We start from the raw sequence: 18,429 nt of genomic DNA, 5'->3' as shown, positions 1-18,429 counted from the left end.
GAACCCGTTTTGGATAATAGCGCCGAATGTAAGGACAAAACCTTAAGGATATCTGAAGGGATATCCAGAATCTGGGTGAAATGCAGACAGAAATATATTGAAAACGAAGGTGTTAGAACAGAAGTATTTCAGAAAACCCTCGCGCTATTGCACGAGGGTTGATAGCGGAGGGGTGTTAGCCAGTATTACGCATACCTGCCGCAATTCCGGCAATAGTGACCATCAACGCTTGTTCGACGCGGGGATCCGGCTCCTGTCCTTCTTTTTCTGCCAGACGCGAACGATGCAGCAACTCTGCCTGCAGTACGTTCAGCGGGTCAGTGTATATATTTCGTAGCTGAATAGACTCGGCAATCCACGGTAGATCGGCCATCAGATGGGAGTCGTTGGCAATCGCCAGCACCACTTTGATGTCTTCTTCTTGCAGATTGCGTAACTCTTTACCTAACGGCCACAGTGCTTTGTCGACCAGGCGTTGGTCGTAGTATTCCGCCAGCCACAGGTCTGCTTTGGCAAAGACCATCTCCAGCATACCCAGACGCGTTGAGAAGAACGGCCAGTCGCGGCACATGGCTTCCAGTTCGCTCTGTTTGCCATCTTCCACCACTTTTTGCAGCGCCGTACCTGCACCCAGCCAGGCGGGGAGCATCAGGCGGTTTTGTGTCCAGGCAAAAATCCACGGAATGGCGCGCAGAGACTCGACGCCGCCGGTTGGACGACGTTTCGCCGGGCGTGAACCTAACGGCAGTTTACCCAGTTCCTGTTCTGGCGTAGCGGAGCGGAAGTAAGGGACAAAGTCTTTGTTTTCACGCACGTAGCCACGGTAGAGATCGCAGGAGATGACTGACAGTTCATCCATAATGCGACGCCAGCTCTCTTTCGGCTCAGGCGGTGGCAGCAGGTTGGCTTCCAGAATCGCCCCGGTGTACAGCGACAAGCTGCTAACGGTGATTTCTGGCAGACCGTATTTAAAGCGGATCATCTCGCCCTGCTCGGTTACACGCAGGCCGCCTTTCAGGCTTCCCGGCGGTTGCGACAGCAGCGCCGCATGGGCTGGTGCGCCGCCGCGACCAATGGAACCGCCGCGACCATGGAATAGCGTCAGTTCAATACCCGCTTTTTCGCAGGTTTTGATTAATGCGTCCTGTGCCTGATATTGCGCCCAGGAGGCCGCCATCACGCCCGCATCTTTTGCTGAGTCGGAATAGCCAATCATCACCATCTGTTTGCCCTGAATCAGACCGCGATACCAGTCGATATTCAGCAGTTGGGTCATGACATCGTTGGCGTTGTTCAGGTCATCGAGAGTTTCAAACAGCGGTGCGACCGGCATCGCAAATCCAATACCCGCTTCTTTCAGCAGCAGGTGGACGGCCAGTACGTCGGACGGCGTTTTCGCCATCGAGATCACGTAGGCGGCAATAGAGCCTTGCGGCGCTTCGGCAATCACTTGACAGGTATCAAGCACTTCGCGCGTTTCGGCGCTTGGTTGCCAGTTGCGTGGCAGAAGCGGACGTTTGGAGTTCAGTTCGCGGATCAGGAACGCCTGTTTGTCGGCCTCTGACCAGCTTTCGTAATCGCCAATGCCGAGATAGCGGGTCAGCTCGCCCAATGCTTCGGTATGACGAGTGCTCTCCTGGCGAATATCAATACGCACCAGCGGTACGCCGAAACATTTCACGCGGCGCAGGGTGTCGAGCAGATCGCCGTTAGCAATAATGCCCATACCACATGCTTGAAGTGACTGGTAGCAAGCGTAGAGCGGTTCCCACAGTTCTTCATTCTGCGTCAGCAGACCTTCCGGCTTCGGCAGCTCTTCGCCTTTCAGACGCGCCTCCAGCCAGGCCTGTGTCGCCATCAGGCGAGAACGCAGGTTTTTCATCAGATAGCGATACGGTTCTGCGGCACCTTCTTCGCCAACCAGCGCCAGCAGTTCTGGGGTAGCCTCAACCATCGACAGTTCAGAAACCAGAACCTGAATATCTTTCAGGAACAGGTCGGTGGCTTTCCAGCGACTGAGCAGCAGGACACGGCGGGTGATATCGGCGGTTACATTAGGGTTGCCGTCGCGGTCGCCGCCCATCCACGAGGTAAAGCGTACCGGAACAAATTCGACCGGCAGCTTATAGCCGAGGTTCTCTTCCAGTTGTTCGTTCAGTTCGCGCAGGTAATTTGGTACGCCTTGCCACAGGCTGTTTTCCACCACGGCAAAGCCCCATTTCGCTTCATCAACCGGAGTTGGGCGCAGCTTACGGATTTCATCGGTATGCCATGATTGGGCGATCAGCTGGCGCAGGCGGCGCATCAGCTGGTGGTGTTCGTAGTCGGCGATATCTTTGTTATCGAGCTGTTTTAAGCAGGCGTTCACTTCCACCATTTTGTGGATCAGTGTACGACGGGTAATTTCGGTTGGATGAGCCGTGAGGACCAGTTCCAGCGACAGCGATTCCACTGCTTTTTTGATGGTGTCTTCGCTCAGTTCCGGCTGGTTTTTCAGTTTACGCAGGGTGCGGGCGATCACCTCCGGATTGCTGGCAGCCTCGCCTTTCGGCGAAATGCTGTGGTATTGCTCGGCAGTGTTGGCCAGATTCAGGAACTGACTAAACGCACGCGCAACGGGCAGCAGCTCGTCGTTCGACAAATTTTGTAAAGTGGTGAGTAACTCCTGGCGGTTAGCATCATTGCCAGCGCGTGAAGATTTGGACAACTTACGGATAGTTTCTACGCGTTCAAGAATGTGTTCTCCCAACGCATCCTTGATGGTTTCTCCCAGCACTTTGCCGAGCATACTGACATTACTACGCAATGCGGAATATTGTTCGTTCATATGACCCCAGACACCCATCTTATCGTTTGATAGCCCTGTATCCTTCACGTCGCATTGGCGCGAATATGCTCGGGCTTTGCTTTTCGTCGTCTTTTATAAAGCCACGTAAAAGCGGTGACGTCAAATGCTGCGAAATCGCTTCAGCAAACGAATAAATAGCAGGAATTTACGCCATTAAATTCATGACGTTTTAAATAAGCGTAACTTATGGGAATGTTAAAAAATCGCCATACATAACACCAAAGGTGTAGGTCGGATAAGATGCGCAAGCATCGCATCCGACATTATTGTGGCACCGGAGTGTGGCAACGGTGCCGGATGCGGCGCGAGCGCCTTATCCGGTCTACGTTTTAATGCCAGCAAAAATGGTGAATCACCTGGGTAATCAATTCACGGGTGGGCTTGATAAAACGCGTCTCCAGATATTCATCAGGCTGATGGGCTTGATTGATTGAGCCCGGGCCTAGCACCAGCGTCGGGCATAGCGTCTGAATAAACGGTGCTTCAGTACAGTAGTTCACCACTTCGGTCTTTTCGCCAAGCAATTTCTCAACCACTTCAACCAGTTGATGATTTGGCGGGCATTCATAGCCTGGGATCGGTGGGTGCAACTCTTCGACCGTTAGACGGCCCGGCCAGCGTTCGCTCACCGGAGCCAGCGCGTCGTTGAGCAAACCATTAAGTTCGTTGAGCGTCATGCCCGGCAGCGGGCGAATATCCATATGCAACTCACAGCAGGCGCAAATTCGGTTAGAGGCGTCGCCGCCGTGAATATGCCCGAGGTTGAGCGTGGGATACGGCACGGTAAACGCTTCATAGTGATAACGTTCTTTAAGATTATCGCGCAATTGCAAAATATGGCCGATGGCGTCGTGCATCAGTTCAATAGCGTTAACCCCGCGCGACGGATCGCTGGAGTGGCCCGACTGACCCATAATTCGAATGGCATTTGAGATGTGGCCTTTATGCGCGCGTACCGGTTGCAGCGACGTTGGTTCGCCAATGATGGCGCAATCCGGTCGCAGGGAGGTGGTTTCGGCAAAATAACGCGCTCCTGCCATACTGGTTTCTTCATCGGCAGTCGCCAGAATGTAGAGCGGTTTTTTCAGTTTAGTGACGTCGACATCGCGTAGCGCATCGAGGATAAACGCAAAAAAGCCTTTCATGTCGGCGGTGCCTAAGCCGTAAAGCTTGCCGTCATGCTCCGTCAGTGTAAACGGATCGCGCGTCCAGCGACCGTCATCAAATGGCACCGTATCGGTATGCCCCGCCAGCAACAAGCCGCCAGCCCCCTGTCCGGTACTTGCCAGCATATTAAATTTGTTGCGAGTTCCTGGCACAGGCTGCACTTCCACATTGAAGCCTAAATCTTTAAACCAGTCCGCCAGCAGAGTGATTAAATCTGCATTACTTTGATCGAGTGCCTCTTCCGTGGCGCTTATTGAAGGTGTGGCAATCAGAGCGCGGTAAATCTCGATAAATGGCGGTAATTTGTTTTTCATTGTTGACACACCTCCGGTCATGATAGTATCAATATTCATGCAGTATTTATGAATAAAAATACACTAACGTTGAGCGTAATAAAACCCACCAGCCGTAAGGTGAATGTTTTACGTTTAGCCAGGCAAACAGACATAAGAAGGTGAATAGCCCCGATGTTGAATACGCTGATTGTGGGTGCCAGTGGTTACGCTGGCGCAGAGCTAGTGACCTATGTAAATCGCCATCCGCATATGAACATAACCGCTTTGACTGTCTCAGCGCAAAGCAATGATGCGGGAAAGTTAATCTCCGATTTGCATCCGCAGCTCAAAGGCATCGTTGATCTGCCGTTGCAGCCGATGTCGGATATCAGCGAGTTTAGCCCAGGGGTGGATGTGGTGTTTCTCGCCACCGCCCATGAAGTTAGCCACGATTTAGCGCCGCAATTTCTTGAAGCGGGCTGTGTGGTGTTTGACCTTTCCGGCGCATTTCGCGTTAACGACGCCGCCTTCTATGAAAAATATTACGGCTTTACCCATCAATACCCGGCATTGCTTGAGCAGGCGGTCTATGGCCTGGCGGAGTGGTGTGGCAATAAATTAAAAGAAGCGAACTTGATTGCGGTGCCGGGCTGTTATCCGACGGCGGCACAGCTGGCGCTGAAACCGTTGATTGATGCCGATCTTCTCGACCTCAGTCAGTGGCCGGTGATTAACGCCACCAGCGGCGTGAGCGGAGCAGGGCGTAAGGCAGCGATTTCAAATAGCTTTTGTGAAGTGAGTCTGCAACCGTATGGCATCTTTACCCATCGCCACCAGCCGGAGATCGCTACGCATCTCGGTGCTGACGTCATCTTCACCCCGCATCTGGGCAATTTCCCGCGCGGTATTCTCGAAACCATTACCTGCCGCCTGAAACCGGGCGTGAGTCAGGCGCAAGTGGCGCAGACATTACAGCAGGCGTATGCGCATAAACCGTTGGTGCGTCTGTATGACAAAGGCGTTCCGGCACTAAAAAATGTCGTCGGGCTGCCGTTTTGCGATATCGGATTTGCCGTTCAGGGCGAGCATCTGATTATTGTGGCGACCGAAGATAACTTACTGAAAGGCGCGGCGGCACAGGCAATCCAGTGTGCCAATATTCGTTTCGGCTATGCCCAAACGCAGTCTCTTATTTAAGGGTGCAATGATGAATCCATTAATTATCAAGCTGGGCGGCGTACTGCTGGATAGCGAAGAGGCGCTGGAACGGCTGTTCAGCGCACTGGTGAAATATCGTGAGTCACATCAGCGTCCGCTGGTGATTGTCCACGGCGGCGGCTGCGTGGTGGATGAGCTGATGAAAGGGCTGAATCTGCCGGTGAAAAAGAAAAACGGCCTGCGGGTGACGCCTGCGGATCAGATAGACATTATCACCGGAGCGCTGGCGGGAACGGCAAATAAAACCCTGCTGGCATGGGCGAAGAAACATCAGATTGCGGCCGTAGGTTTGTTTCTTGGTGATGGCGACAGCGTAAAAGTGACCCAGCTTGATGAAGAGTTAGGCCATGTTGGACTGGCGCAGCCAGGTTCGCCTAAGCTTATCAATACGTTGCTGGAAAACGGTTATCTGCCGGTGGTCAGCTCCATTGGCGTAACGGACGAAGGACAACTGATGAACGTCAATGCCGACCAGGCGGCGACGGCGCTGGCGGCAACGCTGGGCGCAGATCTGATTTTGCTCTCCGACGTCAGCGGCATTCTCGATGGTAAAGGGCAACGTATTGCCGAAATGACCGCCGCGAAAGCGGAACAACTGATTGAGCAGGGCATTATTACCGACGGCATGATTGTAAAAGTGAACGCGGCGCTGGATGCTGCGCGCACGCTGGGCCGTCCGGTAGATATCGCCTCCTGGCGTCATGCGGAACAGCTTCCGGCACTGTTTAACGGTATGCCGATGGGTACGCGGATTTTAGCTTAAGTTTTGTTGGCCGGAGACGTCGCTTTCCGGCATTGAATTTCAACATAAGGAAACAGAGTTATGGCACTTTGGGGCGGGCGTTTTACCCAGGCAGCAGATCAACGGTTCAAACAATTCAACGACTCACTGCGCTTTGATTACCGTCTGGCGGAGCAGGATATTGTTGGCTCTGTGGCCTGGTCCAAAGCCCTGGTAACGGTAGGCGTGTTAACCGCAGAAGAACAGGCGCAACTGGAAGAGGCGCTGAACGAGCTGCTGGAAGATGTTCGCGCCAGGCCACAACAAATCCTCGAAAGCGACGCCGAAGATATCCATAGCTGGGTGGAAGGCAAACTGATCGACAAAGTGGGTCAGTTAGGCAAAAAACTGCATACCGGGCGTAGCCGTAATGATCAGGTAGCGACTGACCTGAAACTGTGGTGCAAAGATACCGTTAGCGAGTTGCTGACGGCTAACCGTCAGCTGCAATCGGCGCTGGTGGAAACCGCACAAAACAATCAGGACGCGGTGATGCCAGGTTACACTCACCTGCAACGCGCCCAGCCGGTGACGTTCGCTCACTGGTGCCTGGCGTATGTTGAGATGCTGGCGCGTGATGAAAGCCGTTTGCAGGACGCGCTTAAGCGTCTGGATGTCAGCCCGTTAGGCTGTGGCGCACTGGCGGGAACGGCCTATGAAATCGACCGTGAACAGTTAGCCGGCTGGCTGGGTTTTGCTTCGGCGACACTTAACAGTCTCGACAGCGTTTCTGACCGTGATCATGTGCTGGAACTGCTTTCTGCTGCCGCTATCGGCATGGTGCATCTGTCGCGTTTTGCTGAAGATCTGATTTTCTTTAACACCGGCGAAGCGGGGTTTGTCGAGCTTTCTGACCGCGTGACTTCTGGTTCATCATTAATGCCGCAGAAGAAAAATCCGGATGCGCTGGAGCTGATTCGCGGTAAATGTGGGCGGGTGCAGGGCGCGTTAACTGGCATGATGATGACGCTGAAAGGTCTGCCGCTGGCTTACAACAAAGATATGCAGGAAGACAAAGAAGGTCTGTTCGACGCGCTCGATACCTGGCTGGACTGCCTGCATATGGCGGCGCTGGTGCTGGACGGCATTCAGGTGAAACGTCCGCGTTGCCAGGAAGCGGCGCAGCAAGGTTACGCGAACGCCACTGAACTGGCGGATTACCTGGTGGCGAAAGGCGTACCGTTCCGCGAGGCGCACCATATCGTGGGTGAAGCAGTGGTGGAAGCCATTCGTCAGGGCAAACCGCTGGAAGAGCTGCCGCTCAGTGAGTTGCAGAAATTCAGCCAGGTGATTGGCGAAGATGTCTATCCGATTCTGTCGCTGCAATCGTGTCTCGACAAGCGTGCGGCAAAAGGCGGCGTCTCACCACAGCAGGTGGCGCAGGCGATTGCTTTTGCAAGAGCGCGGTTGGGGTAAGAACATTTATATGTACAAATTTGAGCCTGGCTTATCGCCGGGCTTTTTTATGGCAAAAAAAAGCGGATCCTGGAGATCCGCAAAAGTTCACGTTGGCTTTAGTTATTCGAGTTGAGAAACTCTCGAAACGGGCAGTGACTTCAAGGGTTAAAAGAGGTGCCGCTCCGTTTCTGTGAGCAATTATCAGTCAGAATGCTTGATAGGGATAATCGTTCGTTGCTATGCTACCTATCGCCATGAACTATCGTGGCAATGGAGGATGGATAATGAATATTCGTGATCTTGAGTACCTGGTGGCCCTGGCCGAGCACCGCCATTTTCGGCGTGCGGCAGATTCCTGCCACGTTAGCCAGCCGACGCTTAGCGGGCAAATTCGTAAGCTGGAAGATGAGCTGGGCGTGATGTTGCTGGAGCGGACCAGCCGTAAAGTGTTATTCACCCAGGCGGGAATGCTACTGGTGGAGCAGGCGCGTACCGTGCTGCGCGAGGTGAAAGTCCTTAAAGAGATGGCAAGCCAGCAGGGGGAGACGATGTCCGGGCCGCTGCATATTGGTTTGATTCCCACGGTTGGGCCTTACCTGTTGCCGCATATTATCCCGATGCTGCACCAGACCTTTCCGAAGCTGGAAATGTATCTGCATGAAGCGCAGACCCATCAGTTACTGGCGCAACTGGACAGTGGCAAACTCGACTGCGTGATCCTCGCGCTGGTGAAAGAGAGCGAAGCATTCATTGAAGTACCGTTGTTTGATGAACCCATGTTGTTGGCAGTCTATGAAGATCACCCGTGGTCTAATCGCGAATGCGTGCCGATGGCCGATCTGGCAGGGGAAAAACTGCTGATGCTGGAAGATGGTCACTGTCTGCGCGATCAGGCAATGGGCTTCTGCTTTGAAGCTGGAGCGGATGAAGATACACACTTCCGCGCGACCAGTCTGGAGACGCTGCGCAACATGGTGGCCGCAGGTAGCGGGATCACTTTATTGCCTGCGCTGGCTGTACCGCCAGAACGCAAACGCGATGGCGTCGTTTATCTGCCGTGCATTAAGCCGGAACCACGCCGTACCATTGGTCTGGTTTATCGTCCAGGCTCACCGCTGCGTAGCCGCTATGAGCAGCTGGCAGAGGCCATCCGCGCAAAAATGGATGGCCATTTCGATAAAGCGTTAAAACAGGCGGTTTAAGCCGTTTAATGCCGCTACCCGATAGGCTTCCGCCATGGTCGGGTAGTTAAAGGTGGTGTTGACGAAGTACTCAATAGTGTTGCCGCCACCTTTCTGTTCCATAATCGCCTGACCGATATGAATAATTTCGGCAGCGCGCTCACCAAAGCAATGGATCCCCAGAATCTCTTTCGTTTCCCGATGGAACAAAATTTTCAGCGTACCCACGTTCATGCCAACGATTTGTGCACGTGCCAGATGTTTAAACTGGGCGCGGCCTACTTCATACGGTACTTTCATCGCGGTCAGCTGCTGTTCGGTTTTGCCCACAGAGCTGATTTCTGGGATGGTGTAAATACCGGTAGGGATATCTTCAATCAAGTGCGCGGTGGCTTCACCTTTTACCAGCGCCTGCGCGGCAATGCGCCCCTGGTCATAGGCCGCTGAAGCCAGGCTTGGATAACCAATCACGTCGCCCACCGCGTAAACGTGCGGCTGCGCGGTCTGATACATGCTGTTGACCTTCAGCTGTCCGCGACTGTCAGTTTCCAGCCCAATGTTCTGTAACGCCAGCGAATCGGTATTACCCGTGCGACCGTTGGCATAGAGCAGACAGTCGGCTTTCAGTTTTTTGCCCGACTTCAGATGCATGATCACACCGTCGTCACAGCCTTCGATCTTCTCGTACTCTTCGTTGTGACGAATCACTACGCCACTGTTCCAGAAGTGATAGGAGAGCGAATCTGACATCTCTTGATCGAGAAACGCCAACAGGCGATCGCGGGTATTGATCAGATCTACTTTTACATCCATACCGCGGAAGATCGACGCATATTCACAGCCGATCACTCCAGCACCGTAAATAAGTACATGGCGCGGTTCGTGGTGCATGCTAAGAATTGAGTCGCTGTCGTAAATGCGTGGATGGGTGAAATCGACGTCTGCTGGATGATAAGGGCGTGAGCCGCAGGCTATGACAAATTTTTCTGCGGTTAACGTTTCGACCGTGCCGTCCGGGCAGTCCAGCGCCAACGTATGCTCGTCAACAAAGCGAGCGTTCCCCTGCAATATTTCACAGTGATTACGTTCGTAAAATCCCTGACGCATGCGCGTTTGTTGATTAATCACGTTATCGGCATGGTTAAGGATATCGGCAAAAGAAGAGCGGAGCAGTCGGGAATGGTCGCTGTAAAGTGGGTTTTGATTGAATTCTATAATGCGGCTGACGGCGTGACGGAGGGCTTTCGACGGGATGGTTCCCCAGTGGGTGCAACCGCCGCCAACATTTTGATAACGCTCGATAACTGCGACGCGCGCACCTTGCTTAACAAGACCCATTGCAGCGCCTTCGCCGCCGGGGCCGGAACCTATTACTATGGCATCGTAATCGTAGGAATGTGGCATGGTAGGGCTTACCTGTTCTTATACATAAAAGCAACAGAATGGTAACATTTTATCGCGGGTAAGCCAATTGATCCCCGTCATTTATCTGGCTATATCGTGACCGGCCTTTGCTTTGTCTTCCCCCTTCTTATTTTATTAATTCACTATTAATCGCTTTTTCTTATGGCTGATAGTTTTATCTTGCCGAAGTGTGCTTTTTTGTTATTGTCTATGTTAAATATTCTTATAAAACAAATATATAAATATTTTATATTGATGCCTTTTTTATATTTATACCATCAATAAAATCCGTTAATTAACCTGTTTATAAGTGAATAAAGGAATAGTCGATGATCGAACACTACATTCGTGGGTTTGAGGAAGAGTTGCGCGAGATCCGCCACCAAATCCACGAAAATCCGGAGTTGGGGCTACAAGAATTTAAAACCAGTGCTCTGGTTGCGGAAAAGCTGCGCCAGTGGGGTTATGAGGTAGAGCAAGGACTGGCGACGACGGGGATAGTGGCCACGTTAAAAGTGGGCGAGGGAGAGAAAAGTATTGGCCTGCGGGCGGATATGGATGCGTTGCCGATTTATGAAAATAGCGGCAAGCCCTGGGCCAGTAAACATCCCGGTTTAATGCACGCATGCGGGCATGACGGCCATACCACGATATTACTAGGTGCTGCGCGTTATCTTGCCGAAACTCGTCGTTTTAACGGCACGTTACGTCTTATCTTCCAGCCCGCAGAAGAGATGATTAACGGCGGCGAGATTATGGTCAAAGAAGGTCTTTTTGACCACTTCCCCTGCGATGTCATTTTCGGGATGCACAACATGCCGGGCTTGCCGGTTGGCAAGTTTTTCTTCCAGCCCGGGGCGCTAATGGCGTCAATGGATCAGTTCCATATTACGGTTCGTGGTTATGGCGGACACGGTGCGATCCCGCACAAAGCCATCGATCCGGTGCTGGTCGCGGCACATATCACCACCGCATTACAAAGCATTGTGTCGCGCAATGTCGATCCGCTGGAAGCGGCGGTAATTACCGTTGGCAGCATTGTTGCTGGAGAGGCGGCTAACGTCATTCCTGACAGTGCTGAGATGAAAATCAGCGTCCGCTCTCTTAGCCGCGATACCCGACAACTTCTTCTGACCCGTATTCCGGCTCTGGCGCAAGCCCAGGCTGTCAGCTTTGGCGCTACGGCTGAGGTTACGCATGTTAACGGTACACCGGTATTAGTAAATGACGAGGAGATGGCGCGCTTCGCCTGGCAGGTGGCGTGTAAAACGTTTGGTGAAGATCGGGCCGAGTTTGGCATCAAGCCCCTGATGGGCAGTGAGGATTTCTCTTTCATGCTGGAAGCCCAGCCGAAAGGCGCTTTTTTGCTGTTCGGTAATGGCGATGTTGGGGAAGGTTCCTGCATGGTGCATAACCCGGGCTACGACTTCAACGATGCAAGTCTGGTCCCGGCGTGCAGCTACTGGGGCGCACTGGTAGAAGCCTGGCTGCAATAAATAAAACAACACACAACAACACTTTCTGGCAAGGAACATGGAATGACGGCGATCGTAAATGGAAGCGTGATTGTGAAGAAAAAGCCCAGCGGTAAGCGGGTGATTTTTGCGTCGGCGTTTGGCAATGCGCTCGAATTTTTTGATTTTGGCGTTTACAACTTTTTTGTGGTCTATATCAGTACGCTTTTCTTCCCGCCCAGCGCTGATCATAATGTCGCGCTGTTACTGGCATTTGCAACGTTTGGCGTGAGTTTTTTTATGCGCCCGCTTGGTGGAATTATCGTCGGGGCCTGGGCCGATCGTTTCGGACGTAAACCCGCGATGGTGTTCACCATTGCCCTGATGAGCCTCGGTACGCTGATGATCGGCATCGCGCCGACCTATGCGACGGCGGGCTATTGGGGAACGGCGACGCTGGTACTGGCGCGTCTGATTCAGGGTGTTGCGGCAGGTGGTGAAGTCGGCGCCTCAATGTCTTTACTGGTTGAATCAGCTCCGGCAAATCGTCGCGGTTTTTACAGCAGTTGGTCGCTGGCGACCCAGGGGCTGGCAACGACCTTGGTGGTGTTGTCGCTTTAGGTCTGAGCACTTGGCTACCGTTTGCCACAGGTTCAGAAACCGTAATGGCAGAATGGGGCTGGCGTGTGCCATTTTTTATTGGCGTGTTATTAGCACCGATCGGTTGCTGGTTGCGTCTGAGCCTGGAAAATGACGTACCTGAACCTGTACACAATAAAAAAGCTGCTGCCAGCGAAAGCGCGTTCTCTCTGCTCCTGCAACATAAAGCGACTATCATTAACGGCGTTTTACTCGCTATCGGTAGCACGGTAGCAACCTATATTTCCCTCTTTTACTATGGCACCTGGGCGGCGAAGTATCTGGCAATGCCTCAACACTATTCTCATGCAGCGATGTTACTGGCGGGGGTAATTACGTTTGTGGGCGCGCTGTTGGTGGGGATGCTATGTGATTCGGTCGGGCGTAAAAAGCTGATTTTAATCTCCCGTGTGATGGTGCTGATCTGTAGCTGGCCATCATTCTGGTTGTTGGTGAATTACCCAAGCCCCGGCATGTTGCTGACGGTGGTTTTCGTGATGGTCAGCTTTACCACGCTTGGTGGGGTACCGGTAATGTTGCTGATTTCCGAACTATTGCCGAAACGGATTCGGGCATTAGGCTTCGCGCTGGTTTATAGCATTGGTGTAGCAATCTTCGGCGGTTTTGCGCAATATTTCGCCACGCAATCCATCGTGTTACTGGATAGTCTGACGGCTCCGGCGTGGTATCTGGGTGGAGGCACGTTGCTGTCGATGCTGGCGTTATTGTTTGTAAAAGAACCGGCCAAAGAGTTGCAGTAAATGTGTTTTATTGCGCTACCGTTCATTCACAACACTGGAGCAATCCAGTATGTTCATTCTCTGGTATAGTGCCAGCAGTACTTTTGGCAAGGATTCAGACATCGTGATGGGCGTAAGAGCGCAGCAAAAAGAAAAAACCCGACGTTCGCTGGTAGAAGCCGCATTTAGCCAATTAAGTGCTGAACGCAGCTTCGCCAGCCTGAGTTTACGTGAAGTGGCGCGTGAAGCGGGCATTGCTCCCACCTCTTTTTATCGGCATTTCCGCGACGTAGACGAACTTGGCCTGACCATGGTTGACGAGAGTGGTTTGATGCTGCGTCAGCTTATGCGCCAGGCGCGTCAGCGTATCGCTAAAGGCGGGAGTGTGATCCGTACCTCGGTATCCACATTTATGGAGTTCATCGGTAATAATCCTAACGCCTTCCGGTTATTATTGCGGGAACGCTCCGGCACCTCCGCCGCGTTTCGTGCCGCCGTTGCGCGTGAAATTCAGCACTTCATTGCGGAACTTGCGGACTATCTTGAACTCGAAAACCATATGCCGCGCGCGTTTACTGAAGCGCAAGCCGAAGCAATGGTGACGATTGTCTTCAGTGCGGGTGCCGAGGCGTTGGATGTCGGCGTCGAACAACGTCGGCAATTAGAAGAGCGACTGGTACTGCAACTGCGAATGATTTCGAAAGGGGCTTATTACTGGTATCGCCGTGAACAAGAGAAAACCGCAATTATTCCGGGAAATGTGAAGGACGAGTAATGAAACAAGCAAATCAAGATAGAGGTACGCTGCTGCTGGCGTTAGTTGCTGGCTTATCGATTAATGGTACTTTCGCAGCGCTGTTTAGCTCCATTGTGCCATTTTCTGTATTCCCGATTATTTCCCTGGTGCTGACGGTTTACTGCCTGCATCAACGTTATCTTAATCGCACTATGCCGGTCGGCTTGCCGGGTCTGGCAGCTGCCTGTTTTATTCTCGGTGTTCTGCTTTATAGCACTGTGGTCCGTGCGGAATATCCGGATATCGGCTCTAACTTCTTCCCGGCTGTGCTGTCCGTTATTATGGTGTTCTGGATTGGCGCGAAGATGCGTAACCGTAAGCAGGAAGTTGCTGAGTAATCGGTATCATGCCGGATGCTGGCGCATCCGGCATGGGGTTTACTTCGCCGTCAGTAATACGCCGCACTCCATATGGTGCGTGTAGGGGAACTGATCAAACAGAGCCAGACGTTCAACCTTGTGCGTCTGGCTTAATGTTTCCAGATTCTGACACAGCGTTTCCGGGTTGCAGGAGATATACAGAATACGCGGATACGCCTGCACCATTTTCTCGGTTTCACTGTCCAGACCGCTGCGCGGTGGGTCGACAAAAATGGTTTCGCACTGATAACTCTTTAAGTCGATCCCTTGCAGGCGGTTAAACTCGCGCACACCATTCATCGCCTGAGTAAATTCTTCTGCCGCCATACGGATAATTTGTACGTTATCAATATGGTTAGCGGCAATGTTGTGTTGCGCGGCAGCGACCGACGGCTTGGCGATTTCGGTAGCTAATACCCGATCAAAATTACGCGCCAGGGCTAATGAGAAGTTACCGTTGCCGCAGTACAGCTCCAGCAAATCGCCTTTTGAGCCTTTGGTTACGTCCAGCGCCCATTCCAGCATCTGAATATTCATCGCCGCGTTTGGCTGGGTGAAACTGTTCTCCACCTGACGGTAGATCATCTCTTTTCCGGCGACCGGCAGACGCTCGTCGATGTAATCTTGATCCAGCGCGATTTTGGTTTTCGTTGCCCGACCAATCAGATGCACATTCAGATTCTGCGCGCGCAACGCATCGCGCAGGGCTTCCGCCTGCTGACGCCATTCGTCATCCAGCTTTTTATGGTACAGCAGAGAAACCACCGCCTGATTACTCAGCGTGGTGAGGTAATCAATCTGGAACAACTTGTGGCGCAGAACGGGATTATTACGCACACCCGCAATCATCGCCGTCATCAACTGGTTGATGAGTTCACTGGCGGCAGGGAAGCTATCCACGCGGATACGGCTTTTGGTTTGTTGATCGAAAATGATGTGGTACAGGTCATCGCCATCGTGCCAGATGCGGAACTCTGCACGCATCCGGTAATGGCTGACCGGCGAGCGAAACACTTCCGGAACCAGGTCAGAAAACGGTGCCATCATACTTTGCAAACGTACCACTTTTTCGGCTAACTGCGCTTCATACTGTTCTGTTGGAAGGTGTTCGGGGGTCATGATGTATCCTGAAAAATTAAAGTACGCGGCGATTGTAGGGATTGCTCATCAGATGTCCAGATCTTGATGAATTCCTATTTGTGAGCTACGTCTGGACAGTAACTTGTTACAACCTGTAGCATCCACTTGCCGGTCCTGTGAGTTAATAGGGAATCCAGTGCGAATCTGGAGCTGACGCGCAGCGGTAAGGAAAGGTGCGATGATTGCGTTATGCGGACACTGCCATCCGGTGGGAAGTCATCATCTCTTTGTATCTTCAGATACCCCTCCAAGCCCGAAGACCTGCCGGCCAACGTCGCATCTGGTTCTCATCATCGCGTAATATTGATGAAACCTGCGGCATCCTTCTTCTATTGTGGATGCTTTACAATGATTAAAAAAGCTTCGCTGCTGACGGCGTGTTCCGTCACGGCATTTTCCGCTTGGGCACAGGATACCAGCCCGGATACTCTCGTCGTTACTGCTAACCGTTTTGAACAACCGCGCAGCACTGTGCTTGCGCCAACTACTGTTGTGACGCGTCAGGATATCGACCGCTGGCAGTCAACCTCGGTCAATGATGTGCTGCGCCGTCTCCCTGGCGTGGATATCACCCAAAACGGCGGTTCAGGTCAGCTCTCATCTATTTTTATTCGCGGTACAAATGCCAGTCATGTGTTGGTGTTAATTGATGGCGTCCGCCTGAATTTGGCGGGGGTGAGTGGTTCTGCTGACCTTAGTCAGTTCCCTATTGCGCTTGTCCAGCGTGTTGAATATATCCGTGGGCCGCGTTCCGCCGTTTATGGTTCTGATGCAATAGGCGGGGTGGTGAATATCATCACGACGCGCGATGAACCTGGAACGGAAATTTCAGCGGGGTGGGGAAGCCATAGTTATCAGAACTACGATGTCTCGACGCAGCAACAACTGGGGGATAAGACACGGGTAACTCTGTTGGGCGATTACGCTTATACCCATGGTTATGATGTTGTCGCTTACGGCAATACAGGAATGCAAGCGCAGCCTGATAACGATGGTTTCTTAAGTAAAACGCTTTATGGTGCGCTGGAACATAATTTTACCGATGCCTGGAGCGGCTTTGTACGTGGCTATGGCTATGATAATCGGACCAATTATGACGCGTATTATTCTCCGGGTTCACCATTGGTCGATACCCGTAAACTCTATAGTCAAAGTTGGGACGCCGGGCTGCGCTATAACGGCGAACTGATTAAATCACAACTCATTTCCAGCTATAGCCATAGCAAAGATTACAACTACGATCCGCATTATGGTCGTTATGATTCGTCGGCGACGCTCGATGAGATGAAGCAATACACCGTCCAGTGGGCAAACAATGTCATCGTTGGTCACGGTAGTGTTGGTGCGGGTGTCGACTGGCAGAAACAGACTACGACGCCGGGTACAGGTTACGTTGAGGATGGATATGATCAACGTAACACCGGTATCTATCTGACCGGGCTGCAACAAGTTGGCGATTTTACCTTTGAAGGCGCAGCACGCAGCGACGATAACTCACAGTTTGGTCGTCATGGAACCTGGCAAACCAGCGTCGGATGGGAGTTCATCGAAGGTTATCGCTTCATTGCTTCCTACGGGACATCTTATAAGGCACCAAATCTTGGACAACTGTACGGCTTCTACGGTAATCCGGATCTGGACCCTGAGAAAAGCAAACAGTGGGAAGGCGCGTTTGAAGGCTTAACAGCAGGAGTGAACTGGCGTATTTCCGGATATCGTAACGATGTTAGTGACTTAATCGATTATGACGACCATATCCTGAAATATTACAACGAAGGGAAAGCGCGGATTAAAGGTGTCGAGGCGACCGCCAATGTTGATACCGGACCACTGACGCATACTGTGAGTTACGATTATGTTGATGCCCGTAACGCAATTACCGACACGCCGTTGTTACGCCGTGCTAAACAGCAGGTGAAATACCAGCTCGACTGGCAGTTGTATGACTTCGACTGGGGGATTACTTATCAGTATTTAGGCTCTCGCTATGATAAGGATTACTCCTCCTGGCCGTATCAAACTGTGAAAATGGGCGGTGTGAGCTTGTGGGATCTTGCGGTTGCATATCCGGTCACCTCTCACCTGACAGTTCGTGGTAAAATAGCCAACCTGTTCGACAAAGATTACGAGACAGTCTATGGCTACCAAACTGCAGGACGGGAATACACCTTGTCTGGCAGCTACACCTTCTGAACCACGTCCCACCGTGCTGGTGTTTGACTCCGGCGTCGGTGGGTTGTCGGTCTATGACGAGATCCGGCATCTCTTACCGGATCTCCATTACATTTATGCTTTCGATAACGTCGCTTTCCCGTATGGCGAAAAAAGCGAAGAGTTTATTGTTGAGCGTGTGGTGGAAATTGTCACCGCGGTGCAAGAGCGTTATCCCCTTGCGCTGGCTGTGGTCGCTTGCAACACCGCCAGTACCGTCTCACTTCCTGCATTACGCGAGAAGTTTGCGTTCCCGGTTGTCGGTGTCGTTCCGGCAATTAAGCCAGCGGCACGGCTGACAGCTAATGGCATTGTCGGATTGCTGGCAACTCGTGGTACGGTAAAACGTTCTTATACCCACGAGCTAATCGCGCGTTTCGCTAATGAATGTCAGATAGAGATGCTGGGCTCGGCAGAAATGGTTGAGCTGGCTGAAGCGAAGTTGCATGGCGAAGAAATCTCTCTGGATGCGCTAAAACGTATCCTGCGCCCGTGGTTAAGAATGAAAGAGCCGCCAGATACCGTTGTTCTAGGTTGCACCCATTTTCCTCTACTACAAGAAGAACTGTTAAAGGTGCTGCCAGAGGGAACCCGGCTGGTGGATTCTGGCGCAGCGATTGCCCGCCGAACGGCCTGGCTGCTGGAACATGAAGCTCCGGATGCGAAATCTGCCGATGCGAATATTGCCTTTTGTATGGCAATGACGCCAGAAGCTGAACAATTATTGCCCGTTTTACAGCGTTACGGCTTCGAAACGCTCGAAAAACTGGCAGTTTCAGGCTGATTTGGTTGAATGTTGCGCATTCGGAAAATTATTT

13 protein-coding genes, 1 pseudogene and 1 riboswitch are annotated in these 18,429 nt (G+C 52.2%); of the genes and pseudogenes, 10 read left to right on the top strand and 4 right to left on the bottom strand.

Annotation, left to right across the window (positions count from 1 at the left end):
• Positions 1–175: 175 nt before the first annotated feature.
• Positions 176–2,827, bottom strand: a complete 2,652-nt coding sequence (gene ppc, locus AACS80_RS16725) for a phosphoenolpyruvate carboxylase (RefSeq protein WP_130206554.1) — start codon at positions 2,825–2,827, stop codon at positions 176–178.
• A gap of 350 nt (positions 2,828–3,177) precedes the next feature.
• Entirely contained in the window at positions 3,178–4,329 is a 1,152-nt protein-coding gene (gene argE / locus AACS80_RS16720; protein WP_135410678.1) for an acetylornithine deacetylase, read from the bottom strand.
• Between the two features lie 153 nt (positions 4,330–4,482).
• On the opposite strand from argE, the gene argC reads away from it, so the two are divergent.
• The 4 genes from argC to oxyR all read left to right on the top strand — a co-directional run bounded on the left by argC (position 4,483) and on the right by oxyR (position 8,889).
• A complete protein-coding gene (argC, locus tag AACS80_RS16715) occupies positions 4,483–5,487 on the top strand; it encodes an N-acetyl-gamma-glutamyl-phosphate reductase (protein ID WP_130206550.1) in 1,005 nt (334 codons plus the stop codon).
• 7 nt (positions 5,488–5,494) lie between these two features.
• Positions 5,495–6,271 (top strand): acetylglutamate kinase, encoded by a 777-nt coding sequence (gene argB / locus AACS80_RS16710; RefSeq protein ID WP_130206548.1) that lies wholly within the window; start codon positions 5,495–5,497, stop codon positions 6,269–6,271.
• Between the two features lie 60 nt (positions 6,272–6,331).
• Positions 6,332–7,705, top strand: a complete 1,374-nt coding sequence (argH, locus tag AACS80_RS16705) for an argininosuccinate lyase (RefSeq protein WP_135410679.1) — start codon at positions 6,332–6,334, stop codon at positions 7,703–7,705.
• 266 nt (positions 7,706–7,971) lie between these two features.
• Entirely contained in the window at positions 7,972–8,889 is a 918-nt protein-coding gene (gene oxyR, locus AACS80_RS16700) for a DNA-binding transcriptional regulator OxyR (protein WP_135410680.1), read from the top strand.
• Here oxyR and sthA read toward each other — a convergent pair.
• Positions 8,872–10,272, bottom strand: a complete 1,401-nt coding sequence (gene sthA / locus AACS80_RS16695) for a Si-specific NAD(P)(+) transhydrogenase (protein WP_001120822.1) — start codon at positions 10,270–10,272, stop codon at positions 8,872–8,874. The two genes, oxyR and sthA, sit on opposite strands and share 18 nt — an antisense overlap.
• 329 nt (positions 10,273–10,601) lie before the next feature.
• On the opposite strand from sthA, the gene AACS80_RS16690 reads away from it, so the two are divergent.
• From AACS80_RS16690 to AACS80_RS16675, 4 genes and pseudogenes are all read left to right on the top strand, one after another.
• Positions 10,602–11,768 (top strand): M20 aminoacylase family protein, encoded by a 1,167-nt coding sequence (locus AACS80_RS16690; RefSeq protein ID WP_135410681.1) that lies wholly within the window; start codon positions 10,602–10,604, stop codon positions 11,766–11,768.
• Between the two features lie 42 nt (positions 11,769–11,810).
• A pseudogene (locus tag AACS80_RS16685) lies at positions 11,811–13,126 on the top strand (citrate-proton symporter).
• A gap of 103 nt (positions 13,127–13,229) precedes the next feature.
• The gene (fabR, locus tag AACS80_RS16680) at positions 13,230–13,880 is read left to right on the top strand and encodes an HTH-type transcriptional repressor FabR (protein WP_001309117.1); all 651 of its coding nucleotides are present in this window, start codon (positions 13,230–13,232) and stop codon (positions 13,878–13,880) included.
• Positions 13,880–14,239, top strand: coding sequence for a YijD family membrane protein (locus tag AACS80_RS16675; protein WP_000806411.1), 360 nt, complete (start codon positions 13,880–13,882; stop codon positions 14,237–14,239). The genes fabR and AACS80_RS16675 overlap by 1 nt, the downstream gene beginning before the upstream one ends.
• 39 nt (positions 14,240–14,278) lie before the next feature.
• Here the strand turns inward: AACS80_RS16675 and trmA are convergent, their stop codons facing one another.
• The gene (gene trmA, locus AACS80_RS16670; RefSeq protein WP_135410682.1) at positions 14,279–15,379 is read right to left on the bottom strand and encodes a tRNA (uridine(54)-C5)-methyltransferase TrmA; all 1,101 of its coding nucleotides are present in this window, start codon (positions 15,377–15,379) and stop codon (positions 14,279–14,281) included.
• 113 nt (positions 15,380–15,492) lie between these two features.
• Positions 15,493–15,683: riboswitch (cobalamin riboswitch) on the top strand.
• Positions 15,684–15,748: 65 nt separating this feature from the next.
• Between trmA and btuB the strand changes: the two genes are divergently transcribed.
• Complete coding sequence (gene btuB, locus AACS80_RS16665) at positions 15,749–17,593, top strand: TonB-dependent vitamin B12 receptor BtuB (protein WP_135410683.1); 1,845 nt, start codon at positions 15,749–15,751, stop codon at positions 17,591–17,593.
• Positions 17,538–18,395, top strand: a complete 858-nt coding sequence (gene murI, locus AACS80_RS16660; RefSeq protein WP_131161587.1) for a glutamate racemase — start codon at positions 17,538–17,540, stop codon at positions 18,393–18,395. The genes btuB and murI overlap by 56 nt, the downstream gene beginning before the upstream one ends.
• Positions 18,396–18,429: the final 34 nt, after the last annotated feature.

Origin of the sequence: Escherichia sp. E4385, assembly GCF_963883145.1 — a bacterium.
Taxonomy (GTDB): Bacteria; Pseudomonadota; Gammaproteobacteria; order Enterobacterales; family Enterobacteriaceae; genus Escherichia.
Note: the sequence above shows the minus strand (reverse complement) of the source record. Positions and strands in the feature narration are given on the sequence as shown.

Excerpts from the sequence above, each read along its gene's own strand:
- argB (WP_130206548.1), top strand. The coding sequence starts at position 5,495 with ATGATGAATCCATTAATTATCAAGCTGGGCGGCGTACTGCTGGATAGC.
- argE (WP_135410678.1), bottom strand. The coding sequence starts at position 4,329 with ATGAAAAACAAATTACCGCCATTTATCGAGATTTACCGCGCTCTGATT.
- ppc (WP_130206554.1), bottom strand. The coding sequence starts at position 2,827 with ATGAACGAACAATATTCCGCATTGCGTAGTAATGTCAGTATGCTCGGC.
- murI (WP_131161587.1), top strand. The coding sequence starts at position 17,538 with ATGGCTACCAAACTGCAGGACGGGAATACACCTTGTCTGGCAGCTACA.
- AACS80_RS16690 (WP_135410681.1), top strand. The coding sequence starts at position 10,602 with ATGATCGAACACTACATTCGTGGGTTTGAGGAAGAGTTGCGCGAGATC.
- oxyR (WP_135410680.1), top strand. The coding sequence starts at position 7,972 with ATGAATATTCGTGATCTTGAGTACCTGGTGGCCCTGGCCGAGCACCGC.
- trmA (WP_135410682.1), bottom strand. The coding sequence starts at position 15,379 with ATGACCCCCGAACACCTTCCAACAGAACAGTATGAAGCGCAGTTAGCC.
- sthA (WP_001120822.1), bottom strand. The coding sequence starts at position 10,272 with ATGCCACATTCCTACGATTACGATGCCATAGTAATAGGTTCCGGCCCC.
- argC (WP_130206550.1), top strand. The coding sequence starts at position 4,483 with ATGTTGAATACGCTGATTGTGGGTGCCAGTGGTTACGCTGGCGCAGAG.
- btuB (WP_135410683.1), top strand. The coding sequence starts at position 15,749 with ATGATTAAAAAAGCTTCGCTGCTGACGGCGTGTTCCGTCACGGCATTT.
- AACS80_RS16675 (WP_000806411.1), top strand. The coding sequence starts at position 13,880 with ATGAAACAAGCAAATCAAGATAGAGGTACGCTGCTGCTGGCGTTAGTT.
- argH (WP_135410679.1), top strand. The coding sequence starts at position 6,332 with ATGGCACTTTGGGGCGGGCGTTTTACCCAGGCAGCAGATCAACGGTTC.